23 protein-coding genes are annotated in these 24850 nt (G+C 66.2%); 6 read left to right on the top strand and 17 right to left on the bottom strand.

Going from position 1 to position 24850, the window contains the following annotated elements; all coding sequences use genetic code 11:
- The first annotated feature begins 52 nt into the window (after nt 1–52).
- Both metH and ASE00_RS12120 read left to right on the top strand, forming a co-directional pair.
- Nucleotides 53–2713 carry a methionine synthase gene (gene metH, locus ASE00_RS12125; protein WP_414819847.1) on the top strand — a complete coding sequence of 887 codons (2661 nt, stop codon included), beginning with the start codon at nt 53–55 and terminating at the stop codon, nt 2711–2713.
- A gap of 42 nt (nt 2714–2755) precedes the next feature.
- Nucleotides 2756–3763, top strand: coding sequence for a hypothetical protein (locus ASE00_RS12120; protein WP_056380549.1), 1008 nt, complete (start codon nt 2756–2758; stop codon nt 3761–3763).
- Between the two features lie 98 nt (nt 3764–3861).
- Here ASE00_RS12120 and ASE00_RS12115 read toward each other — a convergent pair whose 3' ends face one another.
- The 4 genes from ASE00_RS12115 to ASE00_RS12100 are packed head-to-tail and all read right to left on the bottom strand — an operon-like array spanning nt 3862 to nt 8358.
- Nucleotides 3862–4125: a hypothetical protein gene (locus ASE00_RS12115; RefSeq protein ID WP_056380547.1), complete on the bottom strand. Its 264-nt coding sequence runs from the start codon at nt 4123–4125 to the stop codon at nt 3862–3864.
- A gap of 22 nt (nt 4126–4147) precedes the next feature.
- Complete coding sequence (locus ASE00_RS12110) at nt 4148–5794, bottom strand: alkaline phosphatase family protein (RefSeq protein WP_056380546.1); 1647 nt, start codon at nt 5792–5794, stop codon at nt 4148–4150.
- Nucleotides 5795–5833: 39 nt separating this feature from the next.
- Nucleotides 5834–7480: an amidohydrolase gene (locus ASE00_RS12105; RefSeq protein ID WP_056380544.1), complete on the bottom strand. Its 1647-nt coding sequence runs from the start codon at nt 7478–7480 to the stop codon at nt 5834–5836.
- Nucleotides 7477–8358 carry an NAD(P)-dependent oxidoreductase gene (locus tag ASE00_RS12100; RefSeq protein ID WP_082594648.1) on the bottom strand — a complete coding sequence of 294 codons (882 nt, stop codon included), beginning with the start codon at nt 8356–8358 and terminating at the stop codon, nt 7477–7479. The genes ASE00_RS12105 and ASE00_RS12100 overlap by 4 nt, the downstream gene beginning before the upstream one ends.
- A gap of 60 nt (nt 8359–8418) precedes the next feature.
- Between ASE00_RS12100 and ASE00_RS12095 the strand changes: the two genes are divergently transcribed.
- Nucleotides 8419–9666: a threonine ammonia-lyase gene (locus tag ASE00_RS12095; RefSeq protein ID WP_056380542.1), complete on the top strand. Its 1248-nt coding sequence runs from the start codon at nt 8419–8421 to the stop codon at nt 9664–9666.
- A gap of 251 nt (nt 9667–9917) precedes the next feature.
- Entirely contained in the window at nt 9918–10718 is an 801-nt protein-coding gene (locus tag ASE00_RS12090; RefSeq protein WP_056380540.1) for an arginyltransferase, read from the top strand.
- Between the two features lie 53 nt (nt 10719–10771).
- On the opposite strand, the gene ASE00_RS12085 is transcribed toward ASE00_RS12090, so the two are convergent.
- The 11 genes from ASE00_RS12085 to ASE00_RS12035 form a co-directional block, all read right to left on the bottom strand.
- Entirely contained in the window at nt 10772–12115 is a 1344-nt protein-coding gene (locus ASE00_RS12085; RefSeq protein WP_056381621.1) for a PQQ-dependent sugar dehydrogenase, read from the bottom strand.
- A gap of 66 nt (nt 12116–12181) precedes the next feature.
- Nucleotides 12182–13075: a hemolysin family protein gene (locus tag ASE00_RS12080; protein WP_056380538.1), complete on the bottom strand. Its 894-nt coding sequence runs from the start codon at nt 13073–13075 to the stop codon at nt 12182–12184.
- 96 nt (nt 13076–13171) lie between these two features.
- Nucleotides 13172–13681, bottom strand: coding sequence for an rRNA maturation RNase YbeY (ybeY, locus tag ASE00_RS12075; protein WP_056380536.1), 510 nt, complete (start codon nt 13679–13681; stop codon nt 13172–13174).
- Complete coding sequence (locus ASE00_RS12070; protein WP_056380534.1) at nt 13678–14676, bottom strand: PhoH family protein; 999 nt, start codon at nt 14674–14676, stop codon at nt 13678–13680. Before ASE00_RS12070 ends, ybeY begins: the two co-directional genes overlap by 4 nt.
- Nucleotides 14677–14860: 184 nt before the next feature.
- Nucleotides 14861–16207 carry a tRNA (N6-isopentenyl adenosine(37)-C2)-methylthiotransferase MiaB gene (gene miaB / locus ASE00_RS12065; RefSeq protein ID WP_056380532.1) on the bottom strand — a complete coding sequence of 449 codons (1347 nt, stop codon included), beginning with the start codon at nt 16205–16207 and terminating at the stop codon, nt 14861–14863.
- A 13-nt stretch (nt 16208–16220) separates the two neighbouring features.
- Complete coding sequence (locus ASE00_RS12060) at nt 16221–16937, bottom strand: lysophospholipid acyltransferase family protein (protein WP_056380531.1); 717 nt, start codon at nt 16935–16937, stop codon at nt 16221–16223.
- A 7-nt stretch (nt 16938–16944) separates the two neighbouring features.
- Entirely contained in the window at nt 16945–17367 is a 423-nt protein-coding gene (locus ASE00_RS12055) for a Fur family transcriptional regulator (protein WP_056380529.1), read from the bottom strand.
- 99 nt (nt 17368–17466) lie between these two features.
- Complete coding sequence (locus ASE00_RS12050; protein WP_056380527.1) at nt 17467–17880, bottom strand: MucR family transcriptional regulator; 414 nt, start codon at nt 17878–17880, stop codon at nt 17467–17469.
- Nucleotides 17881–18002: 122 nt separating this feature from the next.
- Nucleotides 18003–18473: a ribosomal protein S18-alanine N-acetyltransferase gene (gene rimI, locus ASE00_RS12045; RefSeq protein ID WP_056380525.1), complete on the bottom strand. Its 471-nt coding sequence runs from the start codon at nt 18471–18473 to the stop codon at nt 18003–18005.
- Nucleotides 18470–19093, bottom strand: a complete 624-nt coding sequence (gene tsaB / locus ASE00_RS12040; RefSeq protein WP_056380524.1) for a tRNA (adenosine(37)-N6)-threonylcarbamoyltransferase complex dimerization subunit type 1 TsaB — start codon at nt 19091–19093, stop codon at nt 18470–18472. Before tsaB ends, rimI begins: the two co-directional genes overlap by 4 nt.
- Nucleotides 19094–19104: 11 nt before the next feature.
- Nucleotides 19105–19674: a NifU family protein gene (locus tag ASE00_RS12035; RefSeq protein ID WP_056381619.1), complete on the bottom strand. Its 570-nt coding sequence runs from the start codon at nt 19672–19674 to the stop codon at nt 19105–19107.
- Between the two features lie 126 nt (nt 19675–19800).
- Here ASE00_RS12035 and ASE00_RS12030 point away from each other — a divergent pair, with 126 nt between their 5' ends.
- Both ASE00_RS12030 and ASE00_RS12025 read left to right on the top strand, forming a co-directional pair.
- Nucleotides 19801–21300, top strand: a complete 1500-nt coding sequence (locus ASE00_RS12030; RefSeq protein WP_056380522.1) for an O-antigen ligase family protein — start codon at nt 19801–19803, stop codon at nt 21298–21300.
- Complete coding sequence (locus ASE00_RS12025; RefSeq protein WP_056380520.1) at nt 21297–22676, top strand: oligosaccharide flippase family protein; 1380 nt, start codon at nt 21297–21299, stop codon at nt 22674–22676. Before ASE00_RS12030 ends, ASE00_RS12025 begins: the two co-directional genes overlap by 4 nt.
- Here ASE00_RS12025 and ASE00_RS12020 read toward each other — a convergent pair.
- Together ASE00_RS12020 and ASE00_RS12015 are read right to left on the bottom strand one after the other, a co-directional pair.
- Complete coding sequence (locus ASE00_RS12020; RefSeq protein ID WP_056380518.1) at nt 22673–23812, bottom strand: glycosyltransferase family 2 protein; 1140 nt, start codon at nt 23810–23812, stop codon at nt 22673–22675. The genes ASE00_RS12025 and ASE00_RS12020 overlap by 4 nt on opposite strands.
- Nucleotides 23809–24786, bottom strand: coding sequence for a glycosyltransferase family 2 protein (locus ASE00_RS12015; RefSeq protein ID WP_056380516.1), 978 nt, complete (start codon nt 24784–24786; stop codon nt 23809–23811). The genes ASE00_RS12020 and ASE00_RS12015 overlap by 4 nt, the downstream gene beginning before the upstream one ends.
- Nucleotides 24787–24850: the final 64 nt, after the last annotated feature.

The raw sequence follows: 24850 nt of genomic DNA, 5'->3' as shown, positions 1-24850 counted from the left end.
ACTTGTTTCAGGATCCACTCTTCCCTCGGGCATCGCTCCCGTGGCGCGGTGGATGCTGAAACAGGTTCAGCATGACGATCAGAATAGAAGAGCAATGAGCAACACCACGCCCTCCACCGCCCAGTTCGTCAACATCGGCGAGCGCACCAACGTCACCGGATCGGCGGTGTTCAAGAAGCTCATCATGGGCGGCGATTATGCCAAGGCGATCGAAGTCGCGCGGCAGCAGGTCGAGAACGGCGCGCAGATCATCGACGTCAACATGGACGAGGGCCTGCTCGACGCCGAAATGGCGATGACCACCTTCCTCAAGCTGATGGCGGCGGAGCCCGACATCGCGCGCATTCCGGTGATGGTCGACAGCTCGAAATGGTCGGTGATCGAGGCCGGGCTGAAATGCGTTTCGGGCAAGCCGATCGTCAATTCGATCAGCATGAAGGAGGGCGAAGAAGCCTTCCTGCACCATGCCCGCAAGTGCCGTGCCTATGGCGCCGCCGTGGTGGTGATGGCGTTCGACGAGGTCGGCCAGGCCGACACCAAGGCGCGCAAGGTCGAAATCTGCGAGCGCGCTTATAAGCTGCTGGTGGCGGACGGCTTCCCGCCCGAGGACATCATCTTCGATCCGAACATCTTCGCGGTGGCGACCGGGATCGAGGAGCATAATAATTACGGTGTCGACTATATCGAGGCGTGCAAGGAAATCCGCGCCCGTTGCCCGCACGCGCATATCTCGGGCGGCCTGTCGAACCTCAGCTTCTCGTTCCGCGGCAACGAGCCGGTGCGCAAGGCGATGCACAGCATCTTCCTCTACCATGCCATTCCCGCCGGGATGGACATGGGCATCGTCAACGCCGGGCAGCTCGACGTCTACGACACGATCGATCCCGAGCTGCGCGAGGCGTGCGAGGACGTCATCCTCAACCGCCCGGCGCGCAATCCCGACGAAACGCCGACCGAAAGGCTGATTGCGATCGCCGAAAAATTTCGCGGCAAGGATGCGGTGGCCGAGAAGGCCGCCGAGGAATGGCGCGGCTGGGATGTCGTCAAGCGGCTGGAACATGCGCTGGTCAAGGGTATCGACGCGCATGTCGTCGACGATACCGAAGAGGCGCGCCAGATGTTCGCCCGGCCGATCGAGGTGATCGAAGGGCCGCTGATGGACGGAATGAACGTCGTCGGCGACCTGTTCGGATCGGGCAAGATGTTCCTGCCGCAGGTGGTGAAGTCCGCCCGCGTCATGAAGAAGGCGGTCGCGCATCTCCTGCCCTATATCGAGGCGGAGAAGGTGGCGGGACAGCGCTCCAAGGGCCGGATCGTGATGGCGACGGTCAAGGGCGACGTCCACGATATCGGCAAGAACATCGTCGGCGTCGTGCTCCAGTGCAACGGCTATGAGGTTATCGACCTCGGGGTGATGGTGCCGTGGATGGATATCCTGAAGGCCGCGAACGAGAATGACGCCGACATGATCGGCCTGTCGGGCCTGATCACGCCCTCGCTCGACGAGATGGTGACCGTCGCCGCCGAGATGCAGCGCACCCATATGACGATGCCGCTGCTGATAGGCGGGGCGACGACGTCGAAGGTGCACACCGCGCTGCGCATTGCGCCCGCCTATGAAGGACCGGTCGTCCACGTCCTCGACGCGAGCCGCGCGGTCGGCGTCGCATCGACCCTGTTGTCGGACACCCAGCGCGACGATTTCGTCGCGAAGACGGCGGCCGATTATGACGCGGTCCGCAAGGCGCGCGAAGGCAAGGGCCAGAATGAACTAGCGACTCTGGAAGAGGCGCGCGCCAACGCCTTCGTCGCCGATTTCGCATTGAAGCCCGATGCGCCGAAACAGCCCGGCCAGCATGTCTTCGCCGACTGGCCGCTCGAGGATCTGCGCGAACTGATCGACTGGACACCTTTCTTCCGCGCCTGGGAACTGGCGGGCAATTATCCCGCGATCCTCGACGACGCTATCGTTGGGGAAAGCGCGCGCGGCCTGTTCGCGGACGCGCAGAAGATGCTCGACACGATCATCGCCGAGAAGTGGCTGACCGCGAAGGGCGTCGCCGCCTTGTGGCCCGCTCATGCCGAGGGCGACGATGTCATCGTCCAGACCGAAGCGGGCGAGGTGCGGCTGCCCTTCCTGCGCCAGCAGATCAAGAAGCGCGAGGGCCGGGCCAATATGTGCCTAGCCGATTTTGTCGACCGGCAGGACGACTGGTTCGGCGGCTTCGCGGTCGGCATCCACGGCATCGATCCGCATATTGCGCGATTCAAGGCCGATCATGACGACTATCGCGACATCCTGCTCAAGGCGCTCGCCGATCGCCTCGCCGAGGCTTTCGCCGAGCGGCTGCATCTCCATGTCCGCACGACGCTGTGGGGCTATGCCGAAGGCGAGCAGCTGACCAACGAGGCGCTGATCAAGGAGCAGTATCGCGGCATCCGCCCGGCTCCCGGCTATCCGGCCTGTCCCGACCACAGCCAGAAGCCCGTCTTGTTCGACATGCTGAAGGCGGGCGAGGCGACCGGCATCACCCTGACCGAAAGCTTCGCGATGCTGCCGACTGCGGCGGTCTCGGGCTTCTATTTCGGGCATCCCGAGGCGAGCTATTTCGGCGTTGCCCGGATCGGCCGCGATCAGCTGGAGGATTATGCCGCGCGGCGCGGCACCGACCTCCAGACCGCCGAACGCTGGCTGCGGCCGAATCTGGATTAACCCGTAAGCCTTTGCTCAAGGCTTCCATGATATAGGCGGCCGATGCGTCTGCTGGCCATATTGTCGATCATGCTCGCCGCGACCCCATTGGCCGCTGCTCCCTTCACCGTCGAGCAGACGGGGCGCGGCTATCATCGCCTCGCCGACGCGGTTCTCGCCATAGGCGACGGCGTGGGGACGATCCGCATCGCGCCCGGGGTCCATGGCGACTGCGCCGTCCAGACCGGCGGCAGCGTGACCTATCGCGCCGAACGGCCGCTGACCGCGGTTTTCGATGGCGGGATCTGCGAGGGCAAGGCGGTGCTGGTGCTGCGCGGGCGCAGTGCGACGGTCGACGGGCTCGTCTTCCGCAACCTGCGCGTGCCCGATGGCAATGGCGCGGGCATCCGCATCGAGAAGGGGCCGCTCAACGTCACGCGCAGCATCTTTCGCGATTCGGAGGAGGGAATATTGGGGGGCGGCGATGATCCCACCGCCGATGTCCGGATCGATCGTTCGACCTTCATCGGGCTTGGCCGCTGCGATCGCGGGCTCGCCTGCGCGCATTCGATCTATCTGAGCGCCTTTCGGTCGCTGACGGTGCGGCGCAGCCGGTTCGAGCAGGGCCGCGGCGGTCACTATGTGAAGAGCCGTGCCGGGCGGATCGAGATCAGCGACTCCAGCTTCGACGACAGCCGCGGCCGCGCCACCAACTATATGATCGACCTGCCCGAGGGGGCGACCGGACGGATCGCGCGCAACATCTTCGTCCAAGGCGCCGACAAGGAAAATCATGCGGCCTTTATCGCCGTCGCCGCCGAGGGGCGTCGCAACAGTTCGGCGGGCCTCGTCGTTGCCGGCAATCGCGCCGATCAGGTGCGCGCCGCCGAATGGCCGAGCGCGCTGGTCGCCGACTGGAGCGGCAGCGTGAAGCGCCTGGCGCGCAATCGGCTCGGCAAGCGGATCGCCGCGATGCGGGCGGTCGATCCCGGTCCGCCCAGCTTTGCCGACAAGGTGAAGGGACGGTTGCGCGACTATGCCGCGCGGCTGGTGGCCAGAATCGCCGGCTAGAGCGGTTCACGATCGGATTGCATCCGATCTGCCGCTCTAGCTTTTTGATTTACCGCGATTTCCGAGTCGGCAGATGATTCCATCTGCCTAGAAATCGCTCAAGGCTCGGTCGTCTTCACCAGTTCGACGATATCGAAGTCGTAGGAGGTCCAGCCGCGCATCGCGGCAGCGTCGGTCAGCGCGGCCTGCTTGCTCTTCGCTTCGCGCAGCGACTTGCTGTGGCCCCAGAAGACTTCGGTCTTGCCGTTCGCCAGTACCGCGACGACCCGCCAATAATGGGTGAAGTCGAGCGCGGTTGGCCCGATGGTCTTCACATAGCCATCCGGCAGTGTCGCCGTCAGATAATATTTTTTCCGCGCCATGCCGACTGATAGGCGCGCCGCATCACTTCGGGCAATTGCCGCCGAGATCGATACAGCGCCCGTCGACCGGCACCGGCGGCTTGATCCCAACCACGCCCGCCAGGGTCGGGGCGATGTCAACCGTCTCGACCGGCTGGTTGCGCCGTTCTGCGGGCGCTCCGGGCCACCAGAACAGGATCGGCACCTGTCGGTCGTGATCCCAGGGAGTGCCATGGCCCGCGACGGTGTCGCCGACTTCGCGCGGAACGCCGTAGCTCGCCCGTTCGGCATAGGCGACCGCGATATCGCCCGACCGCTCCGCATCGTAGCTCTCGTGGAAGCGCTGGGCCATCGTCAGCTGATCGGCGGGGGTGCCGGGCGGCACCGTCGCCGCCTCCACCTCGGCGCGGGAGAACACCGCCTTCACCTCGGGCTGGGCCTTGAGCCAGGCGACTGCGGCTTCGAGCACGCGCTCGTGCGGCGTCTCGTCGGGATCGGCGACGATGTAAAGCTGCTGCGGATCTTCGGTGCTGAGCGGCGGCCAGATCACCGCCAGTTCGGCTTCGAGTGCGTCGTTGAGACGCATCATCAGTGCCTTGTCGTCGATACGATAGCCATGGCCACCTTGTTCGAAATGGCGCTCGGAGGCGTCGGTCGCGCCATGGTCGGCGGTGAGCATGACGACGAAGGGTATGTTCAGCGCAGTGATCCGGTCGAGCAGCCGACCGATCGTCGCATCGAGAGCGGCCTGCTGCACGCACATCTCCGCGCCGCCATTGCCGAGGCGATGGCCTACATAGTCGGTCGCCGACAGGCCGATCGCCAGCAGATCGGGGGCGCTGCCCTTGCCCAGCTTCTCGCGGGTGATCAGATCGATCGCGAAGTCGGCGATCGTCGCGTCGAAGGTTGGGGAGGCCCGCATCGCCTCGTTGAAGCGCTTGGTCGCGGTGAAGTCCTCCCCCTCGGTAACGCCCTTCGCCATCTCGGGCGGCACCTCGCCGGACAGTTCGAGCTGGCCGAACTGCTCGCGCTTGACGAGCGCCGCGCAGGCGGGTGACGGGGCGGGCCAGAGCTGCGGCGGGGTCGCGGTCCATTTCGCCATCAACGCGGCGTTGAACGCCTCGGCAGGCTGGGTCACGCGCGGACCGGCGGGGCCGGCGAAGGGCGAGGTGACGAAGCCGGTGCCGTCGCTCCACCAATAGACCCCGTCGGCATGTTTTCCTGCCATGGTGATCGCGGCACGGTCCTTGCCCGCGACCGCGAAGGTCCGCGCGCCGCGCCGCGCCGCCTTGATCCAGTCGCCCAGCGTGGTGACGCGCAGATTCTGATGCCCGCGCGCCTTCGAATCCTCGCCGGGGACCGATACGCAATAGACGCTTTGCCCGGTCTTGCGGTCGGTCCAGCTGTTGGCGACGATGCCGGTGCCGGCTGGGTGACGCCCGGTCAGGATGGTCGAGTGGCCGGGGCACGTCTCGGTCGCGGCATGGCTCTGATAGCTGGTGGGAAAGGTGACGCCGTTTGCCAGCGTCTTCAGCCCGGCGGTGTAGCCAGGGCGATATTTCTCGAAGACTTCGGTCGAGAGCTGATCGACCGAGATCGCGACGATCAGCTTGGGCCTCGGCGGCGGCGCGGCTTGGGCGATGGCGGAGGTTGCGGCGAGCGCGGCGACGGCGAGGATCAGTCTGTGCATGGCGGTGCGATGCCCGCCTTCGATTTCACTATGATGACGCTATTTCGCCACCCACACCCGCTTGCCGCCGATCCAGGTCTCCAGCGGTTTCGCCGCGCGGATGTCGGTCGCGGACGCGGTGAAGATGTCGCGGTCGAGGATCAGGAAGTCGGCCATGCGACCCGGCGTCAGCGTGCCGATGCGATCTTCCGCGAAGCCCGCATAAGCGGCCGTCGCGGTGAAGGCGCGGAATGCTTCGGGAAGGCTGATGACCTGCTGCGGCTGCCACCCGCCGGCCGGCTGGCCCGTCGCGTCCTGCCGGCTGATCGCGGCGGCGAGCGCCGGGAAGGGGTTCGGGCTCTCCACCGGATAGTCCGAACCGAAGGCGAGCGGCACCTTGTTGTCGAGCATCGACTTCCAGGCATAGGCGCCGCCCAGCCGGGCGGGGCCAAGCCGCGCCTCGGCCATCGTCCGGTCCGACGTCTGGTGGACAGGCTGCATCGAGGCGATGATGCCGTTCTTGCCGAAGCGGGGCAGATCGGCAGGATCGACGATCTGGGCATGTTCGATCCGCCAGCGCCGGTCGCCCTTATAGGTTTCGGCCAGCTCCTCGATCGCGCCGAGCAGCTGCGCATTGGCGGCGTCGCCGATCGCATGGACCGCGGTCTGGAAGCCGTCCATCGCCGCGCGGCTCATCAGGTTGCGCAGCTTGGCGTCGTCCAGAAACTGAAGCCCCTTCTGGCCCGGCGCATCGGCATAGGGCGCCTTCAGCCAGGCCCCGCGCGATCCTAGGGCGCCGTCGCTGTACAGCTTGACCCCGATCATGCGCAGCTTGCCATCATAGAGCCAGGGCGTCGGCCCGGTGCCCGCGATCGAGAGCAGGGTGGGGATGCCGCCCGCATAGGAGATGATCCGCACCCGCAGCCGCCCGGCGTCGCCCGCGCGGCGCATCACCTGCCAGTCGTCTCCGCTGGTCCCCATGTCGGCGGTCGCGGTGATGCCCTGGCTCAGCAATATCTCCTGCGCCTTGGCGAGCGCAGCATCGCGGTCGCGCGGCAGCATCGCGGGCACCGCGTTGAGGATGAGGTCCTGCGCCGCATCGACGAAGACGCCGGTGGGGTTGCCCTTGGCATCGCGCTCGATCCGTCCGCCCGCCGGGTCCTTTGTCCTGGCGCTGATTCCCGCCGCCGCCATCGCCGCGCTGTTCGCGAGGACCGCATGGCCGTCGACCCGGTCGAGCACCACCGGACGGCCCGGGGTAATCGCGTCGATATCCGTGGCGGTCGGAAAGCGGCCGAGCCCCCAGCGCTCCTGATTCCAGCCGCCGCCGCGAATCCACAGCGGGGTAGGCCGGTCGCCCGAATATTTGCGCAAGGCGGCCTGCGCCTCGGCGAGGGTGGCGGTCGCCGACAGGTCCAGCGACAGCGCCGCTTCGCCCAGCCCCATGACATGACCATGTGCGTCGATCAGCCCAGGAATGACGGTGCGCCCCTTGACGTCGAGCCGGTAGTCGAGCTTGTCGGGCCGCTTGTCGTCGCGGCCGAGCAGCTTCGCGACCTTGCCCTGATCGTCGATCAGCAGCGCGTTGAAGCGGACCAGCTGGCCCTTCGTGTCGAAGCTATAGCCATTGGCATTGTCGATCAGCCCGTCCGCCAGTGCGGGGGAGGCGAGGAGGGCGAGGCCGAGCAGCCAGCGGCGGGCGATCATCCCTTAGGGAGCCGCTTCACCACCGAGGAGATATCCTCGCGGCCGCAACCCATCGCCTGTGAATCGGCATAGAACTGATCGGCGAGCGCGGCAAAGGGGATCGCCGCGCCGTTGCTGCGCGCTTCCTCGATCGCGATGCCGAGATCCTTGCGCATCCAGTCGACCGCGAAGCCGAAATCGAAGCTGTCCTCGGCCATCGTCTTCCAGCGGTTGACCATGTACCAGCTCGCGCCCGCGCCGCCCGACACCGCCTCGAACACCTTGTCGAGGTCGAGATCGGCATTCTGGGCAAAGCGCAGCGCCTCGGCCGCGCTCTGCATCGCACCGGCGATGCAGATCTGGTTGACCATCTTGGTCGTCTGCCCCGCGCCCGGCCCGCCGATATGGACGATTCGCGACGAATAGGCCTGCATCAGCGGGATCGCGGCGGCGACCGCCTTGTCCGCGCCGCCGCACATGATCGCCAGCGTGCCCGCCTCCGCGCCCGATTGCCCGCCCGAGACCGGCGCGTCGACGACCAGCAGGCCCCGGTCGCGCCCCTCGACTGCAAGCTGGCGGGCGATCTTGGCCGAAGCGGTGGTGTGATCGATGAACAGCGCGCCCTTCTTCATCGCCGCGAAGCACCCGTCCTTGCGCAGCGTGACCGCTTCCAGATCGCCGTCCGCACCGACGCAGGACAACACCGCATCGGCATCCTCGGCGGCGGCGGCGGGGGTCGGCGCGGCGCGGCCGCCATGCTGCTCGACCCAGGCGTCGGCCTTGTGGCGGGTGCGGTTGTAGACGGTGACATCATGGCCGGCGGCCGCAAGATGTCGCGCGATGGGGGCGCCCATCGCGCCCAGCCCGAGAAAGGTCACTTTAGCCATGGCGACCCGCATAAGATGGATTTTCCGGGGACGCTAGGAGTCTGGAACACAATAAGCTATGGCGCGGCCACTATGGCTAGCGTGCACAAACAGACCGGCGCCGACGGCGTCCCCGTGACCATCGACGATATCCGCGCCGCGCATGCGCGAATTTCGCCGTCGATCGTCCGTACACCGGTCCTGAAGAGCCGCACGCTGAGTGAGATCACCGGCGCGAATATCTGGCTGAAGTTCGAAAATCTTCAGTTCACCGCCGCCTATAAGGAGCGCGGCGCGCTCAACAAGCTGCTGCTCCTGACCGATGAGCAGCGCGCGCGCGGCGTCATCGCTGCCTCGGCGGGCAACCATGCCCAGGGGCTCGCTTATCATGGCAAGCGGCTTGGCATCCCCGTGACGATCGTGATGCCGAAGATGACCCCGACGGTGAAGGTCCAGCAGACCGAAGGCCATGGCGCGCGGGTGATCCTGAGCGGCGAAAGCTTCGACGATGCCTATGAGGCGGCGCGCGCGCTGGAGGCCAAGGAAGGGCTGACCTTCGTTCATCCGTTCGACGATCCCGACGTGATCGCGGGCCAGGGCACCGTCACGCTCGAGATGCTGGAGGACGCCCCGGAGATCGACACGCTGGTCGTACCGATCGGCGGCGGCGGCCTCATCTCTGGCGCCGCGGTCGCTGCGCGTGCGGCGGGCAAGCCGATGCAGGTGTTCGGCGTCCAGGCCGAACTCTATCCGTCGATGTACGCCAAGATGAAGGGGCTGATGCTGCCCTGTGACGGCGATACGCTGGCCGAAGGCATAGCGGTCAAGCAGCCGGGCGTGCTGACCGCGGAGATCGTCCGTGCGCTGGTAGACGATATCGTTCTCGTCGCCGAGCGCGACCTCGAGACCGCGGTGTCGATGCTGCTGCAGATCGAGAAGACCGTGGCCGAAGGCGCGGGCGCGGCGGGCCTGGCCGCGTTGCTTGCCCATCCGCAGAAGTTCCGGGGCCGCAATGTCGGCGTCATCCTGTGCGGCGGCAATATCGACACCCGGCTGCTCGCCAATGTGCTGCTGCGCGACCTTGCCCGCCTCGGCCGCCTCGCGCGCCTGCGCGTGCGTTTGCAGGACCGGCCCGGCGCGCTGTTCCATGTCGCGCGCGTGTTCGACGAGCAGCAGGTCAACATCGTCGAGGTCTATCACCAGCGGGTGTTCACCACCTTGCCCGCCAAGGGGCTGATCGCCGAGATCGAATGCGAGACGCGGGGCGCGGAGCATCTCGAGCGGCTGCTGAAGGCGCTGCGCGCCGAGGGTTACGACGTCACCCCCATCGAAGCTGCGTAGTCTTCCTTATCACTGTCATTCCCGCAAAAGCGGGAATCCACGGGCACGGGCCGTTTGTTGACTGGATGTTCCGCCGTCCATGGATTCCCGCTTTTGCGGGTATGACGAGTTGGATTCGACGCAATTCGATCTTCGACTTAAGTCGAAAACCCCTAAAAATATTCAAGGTTAATGGTCTTTTCATGACGTTCATGCGTAGGCATATTCATAGCTGACCGGCGGGCGGTCAGTTTTATGGGGCTTGGATTCGGATGACGGCGCAGTTTCGCTTTCCGCGCTTCTTCGTAACGACCCCCGGCCCGTGCCCTTATCTCCCCGGCCGAACCGAGCGGAAGGTTTTCACCGAACTGGCGGGCCCCAATGCGGGCGAACTGAACGATGCGCTCGGCCGGATCGGCTTCCGCCGCAGCCAGGGCGTCGCGTATCGGCCCACCTGTGTCGATTGCCAGGCCTGCGTCTCGGTTCGCGTCGTTGCAGGCGAGTTCAAACCCAACGCCAGCCAGCGCAAACTGCTGCGCCGTCATGGCGATCTCGAGATCAGCGTCTGCAAGCCCTGGACCACGGAGGAGCAGTTCGCGCTGCTTCGCCGCTATCTGAAGTCGCGTCATCCCGGCGGCGGCATGGCGCAGATGGATGAGCTCGACTTTGCCGACATGGTCGAACAGACTCCGGTGAAGACCAACATCGTCGAATATCGCGAGCCTTCGGTCGGCGGCCGGCCCGGCAAGCTGATCGGCGCTTGCCTTACCGACGTCCAGTCGGACGGCCTGTCGATGGTCTACAGCTTCTTCGAGACTGAAGACGAGATCCGTCCCGGTCTCGGCACCTTCATCATCCTCGACCATATCCGCCGCGCCACCGAGACCGGCCTGCCCTTCGTCTATCTCGGCTATTGGGTCGATGGTTCGCCGCGCATGCAGTACAAGACCCGATTCCAGCCGCTCGAGCGGCTGTCTGCCGGGGGCTGGCACCGCTTCGAGGCTCCGGCGATCCAGCCGCAGCCGCGCGACAAGGCGTCTCCTGCGCCGTCGAAGCTAAGCCAGCTTATTTGATTCAGCCCTCAAACGCCGGATGCGCGGACGCGCATGCCGGCACCTGAGGCTAACTATCTGGCCGGCGCAGTCACGCGCCAGATCACGCCGCCGACATCGTCGCTCACGAACAGCCCGCCGAGCTTGCCGATCGCCACGGCGACCGGGCGGCCGCGGGCCTGTTCCTTGCCGGACAGGAAACCGGTCAGGATGTCGCGCGGCTTGCCGGTGGGCTTGCCCTGAGCGAAGGGCACGAACACTACTTTGTAGCCGGAAAAGGGCCGCCGGTTCCATGAGCCATGTTCGGCGATGAAGGCGCCGTTTGCGTATTCGGGGCCGAGGATCGCGCCCTTGGTAAAGGTCAGGCCCAGCGCGGCGACATGCGGCCCGAGCGCATAATCGGGGCGGATTACATAGGATTGCAGATTTTCTTCGGGCTCGGGGACCCGCTTGTCGACATAGCCGCCCCAATAATACCAGGGCCAGCCGTAGAAGCCGCCGAACTGCACCTCGGTCAGATAGTCGGGGACTATATCCGAACCGATCATGTCACGCTCGTTAACCGTGGTCCACAGGTCTCCGGTGGTCGGCTCGAACGCCAGGCCGTTGGGATTGCGCAGGCCATAGGCATAGATACGGTCGCGGCCCGAGGGCAGCTCGATCTGCCAGATCGCGGCGCGCTTGTCCTCCTTGTCCATGCCGTTTTCGCCGATGTTCGACGCCGAGCCGACCGCGACGAACACCGACTTGCCGTCGGGCGCGATCAGCAGGTTGCGCGCCCAGTGATTTTGACCGCCGGGCAGCTTGGCTACCAGCTCCGGCTTGGCGTCGATCTTCGTCTGGCCGGGCGTAAAGGGGACGCGGACGAGCGCATCGGTGTTGGCGATATAGAGCTGGCCGTCGTGCCAACCCATCCCGCTCGGTGAATTGAGATCCGCGATCAGCACCGTCCTGAGCTCGGCCTTGCCGTCGCCATCGGCGTCGCGCAGCAGGACGATGCGGTTGGGGGATGGCACGCCCGCGCCCGCCCGCTCCATCATCTTGTTCATCACGAAGCCGGTGATGCCGCCGCCGCCATTCTTGTCGTCGCGCGGCGGCGAATTGCTCTCGCTGACCAGCACGTCGCCATTGGGCAGGACGTAGAGCCAGCGCGGATGGCTGAGCCCTGCCGCGAACGGCGCGACCGACAGCCCCGCGGCCGCGACCGGCTTTTCGCCGGGCTTCCAGCCGACCGCCTTGGCGACGTTGATGGTCGGCACCAGCGTCTCGTTCGGCTCACTGATCTTTGGGCGTGCGCCGACCGTCGCGGCGAAATCGACCTCCGCGCGCTCGTGGGTGAACAACCAGAAAACGAAGCCGATCGTGGCCAGCAGGATCAGCACCGGAATGGCGATGAACAGCTTCTTCCTGGTCGTCATCTGTTTCTCCTGGCGGGCGGGTCGCCACATTCTAACGCATGGAATGACCGAAGGGGATCCGGACTTCTACTCTTCGGCGGCTTCCTCGGCCACCGGCGGGTGCAGCAGCACCTTCTTGACGCGCCGTTCGTCCGCGTCGGCGATCTCGATCCGCCAGCCGCTCGGATGCTCGACGATCTGGCCGATCGCCGGCACCTGCCCCGCGAGCGCGGAGGCGAGGCCGCCCAGCGTCTCGACATCGTCGTCGATGTCGGCGAGGCGTGGGTCGATCAGCCGGGCGACGTCCTCGAGCTCGGCGCGGGCGTCGGCCGACCAGAGCGAATCGCCGAGCGCGACGAGCAGTTCCTCTTCCTCCTCGTCATGCTCGTCCTCGATGTCGCCGACGATCTCCTCAACCAGATCCTCGATCGTCACGAGGCCATCGGTGCCGCTATATTCGTTGAGGACGATGGCGAGATGGGTGCGTGTCTCGCGCATCTCGGCCAGCAGGTCGATGATCCGCATCGACGACGGCACGAAGCGCGGCTGGCGGATGAGAGGGGCGATCGTCTCCGGCCGCGGCGCGCCGGTCGCGATGATCCGGAATATGTCCTTCACATGGACCATGCCGATGACATGGTCGAGATCCTCGCCAAAGACCGGCAGGCGGCTGTGCTCGGCCTCGGCGAAACGGGCGACCAGCTCGTTGAAGCCGATCGTCTCGGGCACCGCGATGATGTCGCCGCGCGGCACGCCGATATCGCCCACGGTGCGCTCGCCGAAATGCAGGATGTTGCGGAGCATCTCGCGTTCGGCGGGGGACAGGTCGTCGTCTTCACCGCCCTCGCTGTCATGCTCTTCGATGACTTCCTCGATCTGGTCGCGCAGGCTGGGCTCATGCTCCGGTGCAAAGAGCGAGCGCAACCCGCGCCACCATCGTCCGCCGCTGTCCGCGGCGCTGCTACTGCTATCGTCTGGCATCGTCTTTCTAGTGTGCCGTCCTTTGTCGGGGGATCGCTAACCGAAAAACCGCCCGATGGGCAATGAACTTATATTTTAGCGTGCGGCAGCGCCGGTTCAATCTTCGGTGATCGCATAGGGATCGTCGATCCCCATCGTCCGCAGCGCGGCGCGCTCCAGATCCTCCATCGCCTCGGCCTCGCTGTCCTCGATATGATCATAGCCGAGCAGGTGGAGCGTGCCGTGGACGATCAGGTGGGTGGCGTGTCCGGCCGGGGTCACGCCCTTCTCGGCGGCCTCGCGCTCGCACACGCCTCGCGCCAGGATGATGTCGCCGAGCAGCACTTCGCCATCGTCGCTATTGTCGAGCCCACCGAGCAGATCGTCCTGCACCATCGGGAAGCTCAGCACGTTGGTCGGCCTGTCCTTGTCGCGATATTGGCGGTTGAGCGCCCGTACCTCGTCGTCATCGGCCAGCCGCACCGATATTTCCGCCAGATAGTCGGCGGTCAGTATCTCGGCATGCGGGGTGACTCGGAGCGCGGCGGCGACCGCCTCGGTGGCGAGCGCTTCCCAGTCGGTGCCGTCGTTCCAGTCAGGCTCGGCCTGTACGGCAACCTCGATCACGCGTTATCCGGTCCCTCATAGGCCTCGACGATCCGGCCGACGACCGGATGGCGGACCACGTCGGCCGAGCCGAAGCGGACGGTGGCGATGCCCTCGATACCCTCCAGCTTGGTCACCGCATCGGCCAGACCCGACTTGCCGATGTCGGGCAGGTCGACTTGGCGCGGATCGCCGCAGACCACCATCCGGCTATTCTGGCCGAACCGGGTGAGGAACATCTTCATCTGCGCGGGTGTGGTGTTCTGCGCTTCGTCGAGGATGACGAAGGCGTCGCCCAGCGTGCGGCCGCGCATGAAGGCGATCGGCGCGATCTCGATCTCGCCGCTGGCGATCCGCCGCTCGACCTGTTCGGTCGGCAACATGTCGTAGAGCGCGTCGTAGAGCGGACGGAGATAGGGGTCGACCTTCTCCTTCATGTCGCCAGGCAGGAAGCCCAGCCGCTCGCCAGCCTCGACCGCCGGCCGCGACAGGATCAGCCTGTCGACCGTCCCCTGAATTAGCTGCTGCACAGCCTGCGCCACCGCCAGATAGGTCTTGCCGGTGCCCGCCGGCCCGAGCGCGAAGATGATGTCGGAGCGGTTGAGCGCTTCCATGTAGCGGATCTGGGTCGCCGAGCGTGGGACGATCGTCTTCTTGCGGGTGCGGATCATCACCTTGGGCGGATCGGACACGTCGTTGCGGATGATGCCGTCGAGCGTCGGTTCGGCCGACATGGCGATCACGGCTTCGACCGCGCCGCTGTCGATATCCTGACCTTGAACGATGCGGTTGTAGAGCCCGGTGAGCACTTCGCGTGCCCGGCCCGCGGATTCGGCCTCGCCCTCGATCTGCAGCTTGTTGCCGCGCGCCGCTATATACACCCCCAGCCTGTTCTCGATCGCGACCAGGTTCTGATCGAACTCCCCGAATAATCGTCCCAGCAGCTGGGGCTTGTCGAAGAGGATTTCCAACCGGGCGCGATCTCCGGCCTGCGCGGGAACTGGCTTGCGCGACATAAGGGGTGGGCGCTTCCTTTCCTTTACGACCCTGGACGGGCTCGTCGGGGTCACAACGATCCTACGCCGATTTCGACCCATGCGAAGGGGAAAAGCGGGCGTGCCGCGAACTTATCCACCGTTGTTGTGGCAGTTGGGTGACGGTCTTTTCAAATCCTCCCTGCGCGAAGCATGGGGAGGATATTTACGCCGCCTGCCGCTCCGCGATCACCGCATTGATGCTGTTCGGTCCAGCCGCGACGATATACACCGTCACCAGTTCGCCGATCGCCGGGCCGTCCTCGACGATCACCGACTGGAGCCAGGGCGATTTGCCGATGCGCTGGCCGGGGCGCTTGCCGTCGCGTTCGATCAGCACCTCGCAGCGCTTGCCGACGGTCGCGAGGTTGAAGCCGTGCTGCTGCTCGTTGAGCAGCGCCTGGAGCCGCTGGAGCCGGTCGTCCATCACGTCTGGATCGATCTGCTCGGCCATCGTCGCGGCGGGGGTGCCAGGACGCGGACTATATTTGAAGCTGAAGGCGAAGGCGTGCTCGACCTGCCGGACGACGGCGAGGGTTTCCTCGAAGTCCGCCTCGGTCTCGCCGGGGAAGCCGACGATGAAGTCGCCCGACACCGCGATGTCGGGGCGTACCGCGCGGACGCGTTCGATCAGGCGCAGATAGCTGGCGACGTCATGGCTGCGGTTCATCGCCTTGAGGATGCGGTCCGATCCCGCCTGCACGGGCAGATGGAGGAACGGCATCAGCTTGGCGACATCGCCATGCGCGGCGATCAGGCCGTCGCTCATGTCGTTGGGGTGGCTGGTGGTGTAGCGAATGCGGTCGAGGCCCGGCAGCGTGTCGAGTTCGCGGATCAGCCCGTCGAGGCCCTGCGCGCGGCCCTTTTCGTCTTCTCCGCTCCAGGCGTTGACGTTCTGGCCGAGCAGGGTGATCTCGCGCGCGCCGGCGTCGACCAGCGCCTTCGCCTCGTCGACGATCGCGCGCCAGGGCCGCGAAATCTCCGCGCCGCGCGTATAGGGCACGACGCAATAGGTGCAGAATTTGTCGCAGCCTTCCTGGACGGTCAGGAAGGCGCTTGGCCCCTGGCGGCGGCGTTTGGGCAGCACGTCGAACTTCGACGCGGCGGGCATGTCGGTATCGAGCGCGCGCTTGCCCGCTGCGGCATCGGCGACCAGCTGGGGCAGGTTGTGATAGGCCTGCGGCCCAACGACGATATCGACCGCGGGCGCGCGGTGGGGAATTTCCGCGCCTTCGGCCTGGGCGACGCAGCCCGCCACCGCGATCATCGGTTTGCCGCCCTCGGCGCGCTTCACGATCCGGCCGATGTCCGAATAGACCTTCTCGGCCGCCTTTTCGCGGATGTGGCAGGTGTTGAGGACGATCAGTTCGGCCGCCTCTGGGCTGTCCGCCGCCGTCAGCCCCTGCGCTTCGAGCAGCTCGGCCATGCGTGCGCCGTCATAGGCGTTCATCTGGCAGCCGAACGACTTGACGTGGAAGCTCTTGGGGGCAGGACGCGTCATGCGGGGCCCTATAAGCGAAGCTGCGCTAGCGCGCCAGCGCCGCGGTGATGGCGGCCTGTGCCTGCGCCGCCAGCTGCTTGCGGTCGTTCGACGGCGCGAGCGGCGGCAGGAAACGCAGCGTGCAGACCAGCGGGCCGGGGCGGTTTAGTACCGTGCGAGCGTTGGGGCCCAGTTCTTCGTCACCGCTCCAGGCGATTTCGGTCGCCGCATCGCCATAGTCGATCGCGACCGGCTGGATCACGACGCCGGGCGGGGCGGGCGCGACCGAGGCGAACAGTGCGGGCCGGAAGGGAAAAAGCGATACGCCGTCGTTGGTGGTGCCCTCCGGAAACAGCGTGATCGGCCGGTGGTCCATCAGCGCGAGGCCCAGCTGATCGGCCTGGCCGCGCGCCGCGCGGCGGCTCTGGCGGTCGATGAAGATGGTGCCGCCGATCCGCGCCAGCATGCCGACCAGCGGCCATTGGCTTACATCGTCCTTTGAGACGAACGCGGTCGGTGTCGCGCCGCCCATCGCCAATATATCGAGCCAGCTGAGATGATTGGCGACGTAGAGGACGTCGCGGCCTACCGGCTTTCCTTCGACGCGGACGTCGAGGCCGAGCGCTTCGCCGAACCATTGCAGGAAAAAGCGGGTCCAGCCGAGCCGCTTGCGTATCGGCCAGGTCAGCGCATAGCCGGTCAGGCAAAAGCCAAGCACGGACAAGGCGACGGCGATGCGGGCGGCAGCGCGATACCGCGTCATCGGCAGTTTATTTCGATCGCTCCGCCGAGACGCCGTATAGTTCGAGCCGATGGTCGACGAGGCGGAAGCCGAGCTTCTCGGCGATCTTGCGCTGAAGCTCCTCGAGGTCGCGATCTACGAACTCGATCACCTCGCCGGTTTCGACGTTGATCAGATGATCGTGATGCGCTTCGGGAGCGGCTTCATAACGGGCGCGGCCATCGCCGAAATCGTGCCGCTCGAGGATGCCGGCGTCTTCGAACAGCCGCACCGTGCGATAAACGGTGGCGATCGAGATGCCCGGATCGATCGCCGCCGCGCGCTGGTGCAGCAGCTCCACATCGGGATGGTCGACCGCGTCGGACAGCACGCGTGCGATCACGCGGCGCTGCTCGGTGATCCGGAGGCCTTTTTCAGCGCAGAGCTGTTCGATGTCGATCTTGCCGGGCATGGGCGCCTTGTTAGCCGGATCGCGGTTGCGAACACAAGGTCAGGGCGATGCTGAAAAGTGCAAGGGGCGGATTTCTCCGCCCCTTGCCATCCTTTCCGATCAGCGGGTGCGGCGCTTCGTGCCGAGGCCGATCTTCTTGGCGAGTGAACGGCGCTGCTCGGCATAGTTGGGAGCGACCATCGGATAGTCGGCGGGCAGGTTCCACTTGGCGCGATACTGTTCGGGGGTCATCTGATAATGGGTCATCAGGTGACGCTTGAGCATCTTGAGCTTCTTGCCGTCCTCGAGGCACACGATGTAGTCGGGCTTGATCGAGGCGCGGATCGAGACGGCGGGCTCCTGCTTCACTTCCGGCTCGACCAGTTCGTCGCCGAGCGACGACAGCGCGTTATGCACATTCTGGATAAGCAGCGGCAGATCGGACACCGCGACACTATTGTTGCTGACATGCGCGGAGACGATGTCCGCGGTCAAAGCAATGAGCGTTTCGGTGAGGCCGTTATTGTCAGACATGGTTCAACCCTTATTAGCTGATATAGATAGATTTATTTTAGAATGCTTTCCTGCGCACTCGAAGCAGGGCGTCTGCGCCCATTCGAGACGAATTGCAACGGCTTTCTCAGACTAGATCTAAGTTATTGCTCAACCAGAGTGCAAGACAAGGTCAACGCATCATAGAGCTGTCCGTCATTTCCGCGATAATAGCCTGGACGACGACCTATCTGCGTGAAGCCGGCTTTCTTATATAATTCGATAGCGGGATTATTATCACGTACTTCAAGATGAAGTCGTGTGCCTCCGCGATGCGATGTTTGCTTGCGGCAATGCTCGATCAACGCCAGGGCGACACCTTGCCGGCGATGCGCCGGCGCCACGGCAAGCAGGAGGAGTTCGGCCTCGTCGGCGATGATGCGGCTGAGCGTGAAGCCCGCGGGCTCGCCATCGACCGTCGCGAGCGAGAGCCACACGCCAGGCATGGCAAGCATCGCCAAGGTCTGCGACTCGTTCCAGGCCTCGCCGTAGCCGGGGTCGAAGGCGCTGCTCATGACCGCCATGACGGCGTCGAGCGCGTCGATGCCGACGTTCTCGATCCCGATCACGCTCATGCCACGGGCTTCGCGTCGGCGTTGCGACCATAGATCGGGCTGGGCGCGAGGCGCGAGAGGGCGACGGGCAACAGCCGGGCATCCGCCGCGCGGGGCAGGCGATCGCGCGCCGCGCCGCTGTTGCGCGCCGCCACCAGTTGGGCCGCCCCGGACCCGAAGACATCGGTATCGATGATCACGGCGGCAGCACCGTCGGGAGCGAGCGATTCGAGCGCGGACAGCGCCGCGACAGGAGCCGTGGCAAAGCGCTGGACGAACAATTCGCCATGCCCTCCTGTCAGCGCGATGCCGATCGAAGCATCCGCGACAACGTCCGCATGTGCCACCGCGGCGGCGATGACCGCCATCGAGCTGTAGCCGTGCACGCCGACGCCCCAGCCGAGCGCCAGCGCACGAGCGGCGGCGAGGCCGACCCTCACGCCGGTGAAGCTGCCCGGGCCGCAATCGGCCAGGATCGCATCGGCGCGGCCGCCGTCCGGCAAGGCTGCGATCATCGGCATCAATCGTTCGGCGTGCCCGCGGCCGACGACCTCGTGGAACTCCGCGATTATCCGGTCATCTTCGATCAGCGCCACCGAACAGGCGGCGGTCGCCGTATCGATCACCAGGGTGCGGGGCACTTCTCTTTACCTCAGGCCGCGCGGACCTCGGTCACCTCGGGCACATAATGCTTGAGCAGCGTCTCGATGCCCTGCTTGAGCGTTGCCGCCGATGACGGACAACCCGAGCAGGCGCCCTGCATCGCCAGATAGACGGTGCCGCGCTGGAACCCGCGATAGACGATGTCGCCGCCGTCGCGGGCGACCGCGGGGCGAACGCGGGTCTCGATCAGGTCCTTGATCTGGGCGACGATGTCCGCGTCGGCGGGGTCGTCCTCACTCAACGCTTCGTCGATCACGATCTCCGCCGCGCTGCCCGCATGGAACAACGGCGCTTCGGACGCGAAATGGTCGAGCAGCACGCCCAGCACCTGCGGCTTGAGGTCACGCCAGTCGGTGCCCTCGGCCGCAGTGACCGATACGAAATCCTGACCGAAGAAGACGCCGGTCACGTCGCCCAGCGAGAAGAGCGCCTCGGCCAGCGGCGATGCGCCGGCCTCTTCCGGGTCGGCGAAATCGCGCGTTCCCGTCGTCATCACCGCGCGGCCAGGCAGGAATTTCTGGGTCGCCGGATTGGGCGTGAGTTCGGTTTCTATCAGCATGATCGTCATTTGGGGGGACTCGCCCCCTCGATCAAGCCATTCCTTCTTTACCTCGGCAGCGTAGAGCTTGATTAAGGCGTGCGGACGATATGCGGTGCCAGCGCAGCGCAAGCCGATCGGGGGCCGATGTTTCTCTGGAAGAATGCGATCGTGTTGTGCGGACTGCTGGGCCTCGCCGCCCTGCCCGCGACGATGCTCGTCCGGGAAAGGTGGGAGAAGCGCTATCTGGCGCGGATCGTGATCTGCGGAATGCTCGTCGCCTGTATCGCGGTCAGTTTCGTGCCGATGCTCTGGACCCAACTGATCTTCGGGCTGCTGCTGATCGCCTGTTTCGACAAGCGCGTGCCGATGGCGGCGACCTATCTCTTCTTCTTTTTCTGGACGCCCGCCGCCGGATCGCTGCTCGCGGTGGCGGGAGCCTATATCGCGCCGCTGACGCCGTTCATGGCCTTTTCGGCGGCGTTGCTGGTCGGCTATCTGCTCCATCCCGAACATCATCTCCGCCGCGGCGTCGCCGCGACCGACCTCTTCCTGATCGCTTTCCTCGTCATCTATCTGATCTGCGTCTCGCTTCGTGAAACGCCCACCGGCATCGCCCGCAACGTCGCCAGCTATTTCGTGCCTTATCTGTTGACCTATCATGTGCTGTCGCGCGTGCGGGTCGAGCGGCCCGAGCTGCTGCTGCGGACCATGCTGCTCGCGGCGGCGGGTGCGGCGTTCCTATGTGCTTTCGAAAGCATCCGCCACTGGCCGCTCTATTCCGGGGTGATGGGCATCAAGAAGGACTTCTGGACGATCGATGCTCCGCGTGTCTGGCTGGAGCGCGGCGGTATCCACCGCGCCTATGGCCCCTTCGCCCATCCGCTGACCGGCGGCGCGATGCTGGGCATCGCCGCGATCGCAGCATGGGGGACCTGGCTGGCGCGGGGCCGGTCGATTGCGCTCTTCGCGCTGGGGGCCACGATCCTCATCGGGCTGGCGTCGACGCTGTCGCGGTCGGGGCTGGTCGCGGTGGCGATCGGCGTCATGGCGCTGCAGATGCTGCGCGGCCGCTATCTGTTGGCGCTGCTGGTGCCGCTGGCGGGCTTCGTGGTGATCGTCGGCCTTCCCATCCTGGCCGGCAGCGATGCGCAATCCTCTGGCAACTACCGGCTCGAACTGGTCACCGGCATTCCGCAGGCGCTCGGCAGCCGGGTCTGGCTGGGCTATCGCGAAGCCGTGGCCGAAGGCCTGCTCGACAAGTTCATCCAGGGGCAGGGCATCGTCGACCTCGTCAACGCCTATATCGCGATCATTGTCGAAGGCGGGATCGTCTCGCTGGTGCCTTTCATTCTGTTCCTGCTTTCGGCCTTTCCGCAGTATCGCGCGATCCGCCGGATGCGGCCGGGCCCCGACCATATGCTGCTCGCTCAGACGCTGCTCGCCATCATCGCCGCGCTCATGGTCGCCTTCGCGTTGCTCGGCAGCTGGGTGGCGCCGATGCAGATGAGCTTCGTCGCGGTGGCGCTGCTGGTCGCGCTGCGCCACGACATCGCCCGCAACCGGGCCGCCAGCGCGCCAAGGCCCGCGCCCCTCGTTGCCGAACTGCTCGTCGATCAGGGCGAGCGGCTCCCCTCGCTGCGATGACCGGCGCGCAGACCTTTTCCGCGCGGCTGACGCATTTCGTCGCGCGCTTCACGCGCAGCGAGGCGGGGGCGATGCTGTTCGCCTTCACGGCGGCGACGCTGGTGCTCCGCCTCGGCAGCAACATCGTCCTCACCCGTCTCCTCGATCCGCATGCCTTTGGTGTGGTCGGGGTGATCGTCTCGGTGATGATCGTGCTGACGATGTTGTCGGACCTCGGCTTTTTCGATTTCGTCGTCCGCCACGATCGCGGCGGCGAAAAGCGCTTTCTCGACATATTGTGGACGCTGCGGCTGGGGCAGGGGGCGCTCCTGTCGGCGGCCATGCTAGCGGGGGCCTGGCCGATCGCGCTATTTCTCGGCAAGGCCGAGCTGGCCTGGCCGATCGCCATCGCCGCGCCGCTGTTCCTGATAAACGCGCTCTGTCCGATGACGCTGTTGCTGGCCCAGCGCGAGGGGCGGGTGCGGGCGGGCTGCACCGTCGAACTCGGCGCGCTGGCGATCCAGATCGCCGCCAATCTCGCCCTGACGCTGGTCATGCCGGATTATCGTGCCCTGATCGTCGGCCTCTACGTCAATTCGATCGCGCGGGTCGTCCTGACGCTGTCGTTGCTGCCGGGCCGGTCGCACTTCGCCTGGGACGGTGGGCTGGCGCGCGAGTTTCTGGGCTTCTCGCGCTGGATCATGGCGTCGACGCTGGTCACGCTGCTGATCACCCAGTCGGACAAGATATTGTTCGCAAAGCTGTTCAGCGTCGCCGATTTCGGCGTCTACATGCTGCCGGTCAATTTGGCGCTCGCGCTCGCGCCGTTCGGCCGCAATTATGTCGAACGCTATTTCTTTCCGCTGGCGTCGCGCAGCTGGCGAGAGGGCGCGGCTGCACTGGCCGCGATCTTCTATGCCGCACGCCGCCGATTCTACCTGTTGCTGTTCGCCGGGATCGGCTTGGGCATCGGCGCCGCCCCGGCACTGTTCCGGGTGATGTTCGATCACCGCTACGAATATGGCTGGATCTATTTCTCGGTGCTGCTGCTGCGGACCGCCTTCGATCTCGACAACTACACCAATGTCCAGACGATCCTCGCCATGGGCCGCGCCAGCCCGGTCTTGCGCGCCAATCTGGTGCGGCTCGGCCTGTTCATACTGGCGGTGGCGCTACTGTTCCGCCCGCTCGGACCGATCGCGCTGCCGCTGGCGCTGACCGCCGCCGAGTTCGGCGTGCTGCTATACACGACGGCGATGCTGCGCCGCGCCGGATTGTTCGATCTCCGCGCGCATGGCCTGTTCTACGCGGTCATGGCGGGGGGCGCTTTTATCGGGGCCGGGACCAGCGAGTTTTTCGCCCCGCATGTCGTCGACGCGGGGCTGGCGCTGCTCTAATCGCGGTCGGTGCGGATCCAGCGCCGTTCGGGGCGAAGCAGCGCGCCGAGATAGATGGGCACTTTCCAGATGACATAGAGCGGGATGAGCAGCAGCCGCATACCCGAGATCTGCGCGCGGCCAAAGCATAGCCAGTTGAGTGGCAGCAGGATCAGCAAGGCAGCCAGCAATATGGCCATCAGCACCAGCGGCAGCGGTTTCGCCAGCCAGGCGAGCAGCGCCAGCGCCACGCCGTCGATCAGGACCAGCAGCGCCAGCGGCGGCACCAGCAGGTGCAGGCCGAGCCACAGGAGTGGCCAGCGCCCTGACGCCAGCAAGGGCCAGGCTTCCGCGGCTGCGATCCGCAGGAAGCCCTGTTCCCACCGAGTACGTTGCATTCTCGTCGCTGCCCGCCGCGCGGGGTCGGACCATGTCACGACATCGGGCAGGAAGGCAGGCGGATAGTCCGCCCGCGCCAGTGCCACACCGATCGCGAGGTCTTCCGCCAGCGCGCCGGTCGCGAGCGGGGCAGCGGCGAACGTCTCCCAAGGAAAGGCCATGCCCGAACCGGTGAGGAGGGCGGGCGCCCCGAGCCGGGCGAGACCGCGCTGCCGCACCAGATTGCGCAACAGGAAGGCGAAGCCCGACAGCCCGACCATCGCGCCGAGGTCGGGCCGGGGCCGCAGCAGATAGGCCGACTGGACCGGTCGTCCGCTGGCCCGCGCTGCGGCGGCGAGCCGGATGACGCCGTCGCCGCCGATGTCGCAGTCGGCGTCGACGACCACAGCCACCTCGGGCGGGTCTGCGGTGAGCCGGTCGCGGGCATGGGCCAGCGCGAAGCCCTTGCCGCGCCGCGCCGGATCGTCGCGTTCGATGACCTCAGCGCCGGCCTCGCGGGCAAGGCTCGCAGTATCGTCGGTGCAATTGTCGGCGATGACGATCAGCCGCGCGCCGCCGGGGGCGGCGATGCGTAGCCCGGCGATCGTGGCTGCAATGCCGGCGGCCTCGTCATGCGCCGGGACGAGGATCGCAATGCTGGGCGCGGCCGTTTCCAGCAAGCGGCGGACCGGACCCAGGGCGGCGGCCAGTTCGATCGTTAGTACCAGCGTGACGGTCGCCGGGAACGCGAAGATCAGCCAGGCGGCAAGGGCGGTCATGACGCCCGGGGCCGCCGGGACAGATGATAGCGCAGCAGCCCGATCATCTCGGCATATTTGCCGATGCCGAGGAACAGCGCGAGCGTGAAGGCGGGCCGGGGGCGATGATGCCGCATCTCGCGCAAACCGACGCGGACCATCTGCGCAAGGGTGACGAACAGCGCCGCTCCGCTCAGGAGCGCCCAGCGCGGATCGACCACCGCCGCCAGGATCAGGCCGGCGAGCGCGGCGAACGGGACCGCGCCGCCCCAAAACAGGATGCGGCGGCGGCTGCGGCCGAAATCGTGGAGCGGCGAGCGAGGATGGAGCGCGGTGAGTTCGGCGAAGGCATGGCCAGCGCGGACGGTGCGCCGCCACCATTGTCCGAAGCGGGCGATGCCGGCGCTGTGCACCGCCATCGGTTCGGCTATGCGCCCGACCTTCCAGCCTGCTTCGCGCATCCGGATCGCATAGTCGGGGTCTTCACCCGCGATCATGCCGGGCCGGTAAAAACCGGTACGCCGCACAGCATCGGCGCGGAGCAGGACATTGCCGGCAAACAGCGGCACCGGACCCGGCGGAGCGCTCCACTCGATGTCGCACAGCCAGGCATAGAGCGAGGCGTCAGGATCGGCCTCGCGCAGTTCGCCGGAGATGGCTCCCAGCTCCGGCTCGGCGTCGAGCGCGGCGGCCCCCGCGCTGATCCAGCCGGGCGCCAGCACGCAGTCGCCGTCGAGCATCTGGACATAGGCGATAGCCGGATCGGCAATCAGCCGCACGAGCCCGGCATTGCGTCCGCGCGCCGCCGAATAACCCTGGCGCGGATCGAGCTCGATCACTTCCACTCCGGCCGCGCGGGCGCGACCGGGGCTGCCGTCGGTCGATCCGGAATCGACGTAAATGGTGAGCAACCCATCCAGCGACGCCAGGCAACAATCGAGCCGGGCGCCCTCGTTTCGGCCGATGACCACCGCTGCGATGTCGGTTCGGCTCATTGTTTACGCTTTGCCCTATTGATCCCGTCGGCCCACCGGTCTGTAATCGGGGGGAAAGGGACGG

The organism is Sphingomonas sp. Root710, assembly GCF_001429065.1.
GTDB lineage: Bacteria > Pseudomonadota > Alphaproteobacteria > Sphingomonadales > Sphingomonadaceae > Rhizorhabdus.
This window is presented reverse-complemented; position numbering and strand designations above follow the sequence as displayed.

Bases quoted from the DNA above. Each gene is read 5' to 3' on its own strand.
- metH (WP_414819847.1), top strand. From the start codon at position 53: ATGCTGAAACAGGTTCAGCATGACGATCAGAATAGAAGAGCAATGAGC.
- ASE00_RS12120 (WP_056380549.1), top strand. From the start codon at position 2,756: ATGCGTCTGCTGGCCATATTGTCGATCATGCTCGCCGCGACCCCATTG.
- ASE00_RS12115 (WP_056380547.1), bottom strand. From the start codon at position 4,125: ATGGCGCGGAAAAAATATTATCTGACGGCGACACTGCCGGATGGCTAT.
- ASE00_RS12110 (WP_056380546.1), bottom strand. From the start codon at position 5,794: ATGCACAGACTGATCCTCGCCGTCGCCGCGCTCGCCGCAACCTCCGCC.
- ASE00_RS12105 (WP_056380544.1), bottom strand. From the start codon at position 7,480: ATGATCGCCCGCCGCTGGCTGCTCGGCCTCGCCCTCCTCGCCTCCCCC.
- ASE00_RS12100 (WP_082594648.1), bottom strand. From the start codon at position 8,358: ATGCGGGTCGCCATGGCTAAAGTGACCTTTCTCGGGCTGGGCGCGATG.
- ASE00_RS12095 (WP_056380542.1), top strand. From the start codon at position 8,419: ATGGCTAGCGTGCACAAACAGACCGGCGCCGACGGCGTCCCCGTGACC.
- ASE00_RS12090 (WP_056380540.1), top strand. From the start codon at position 9,918: ATGACGGCGCAGTTTCGCTTTCCGCGCTTCTTCGTAACGACCCCCGGC.
- ASE00_RS12085 (WP_056381621.1), bottom strand. From the start codon at position 12,115: ATGACGACCAGGAAGAAGCTGTTCATCGCCATTCCGGTGCTGATCCTG.
- ASE00_RS12080 (WP_056380538.1), bottom strand. From the start codon at position 13,075: ATGCCAGACGATAGCAGTAGCAGCGCCGCGGACAGCGGCGGACGATGG.
- ASE00_RS12070 (WP_056380534.1), bottom strand. From the start codon at position 14,676: ATGTCGCGCAAGCCAGTTCCCGCGCAGGCCGGAGATCGCGCCCGGTTG.
- ASE00_RS12060 (WP_056380531.1), bottom strand. From the start codon at position 16,937: ATGACGCGGTATCGCGCTGCCGCCCGCATCGCCGTCGCCTTGTCCGTG.
- ASE00_RS12055 (WP_056380529.1), bottom strand. From the start codon at position 17,367: ATGCCCGGCAAGATCGACATCGAACAGCTCTGCGCTGAAAAAGGCCTC.
- ASE00_RS12050 (WP_056380527.1), bottom strand. From the start codon at position 17,880: ATGTCTGACAATAACGGCCTCACCGAAACGCTCATTGCTTTGACCGCG.
- rimI (WP_056380525.1), bottom strand. From the start codon at position 18,473: ATGAGCGTGATCGGGATCGAGAACGTCGGCATCGACGCGCTCGACGCC.
- ASE00_RS12035 (WP_056381619.1), bottom strand. From the start codon at position 19,674: ATGCTGATAGAAACCGAACTCACGCCCAATCCGGCGACCCAGAAATTC.
- ASE00_RS12030 (WP_056380522.1), top strand. From the start codon at position 19,801: ATGTTTCTCTGGAAGAATGCGATCGTGTTGTGCGGACTGCTGGGCCTC.
- ASE00_RS12025 (WP_056380520.1), top strand. From the start codon at position 21,297: ATGACCGGCGCGCAGACCTTTTCCGCGCGGCTGACGCATTTCGTCGCG.
- ASE00_RS12020 (WP_056380518.1), bottom strand. From the start codon at position 23,812: ATGACCGCCCTTGCCGCCTGGCTGATCTTCGCGTTCCCGGCGACCGTC.
- ASE00_RS12015 (WP_056380516.1), bottom strand. From the start codon at position 24,786: ATGAGCCGAACCGACATCGCAGCGGTGGTCATCGGCCGAAACGAGGGC.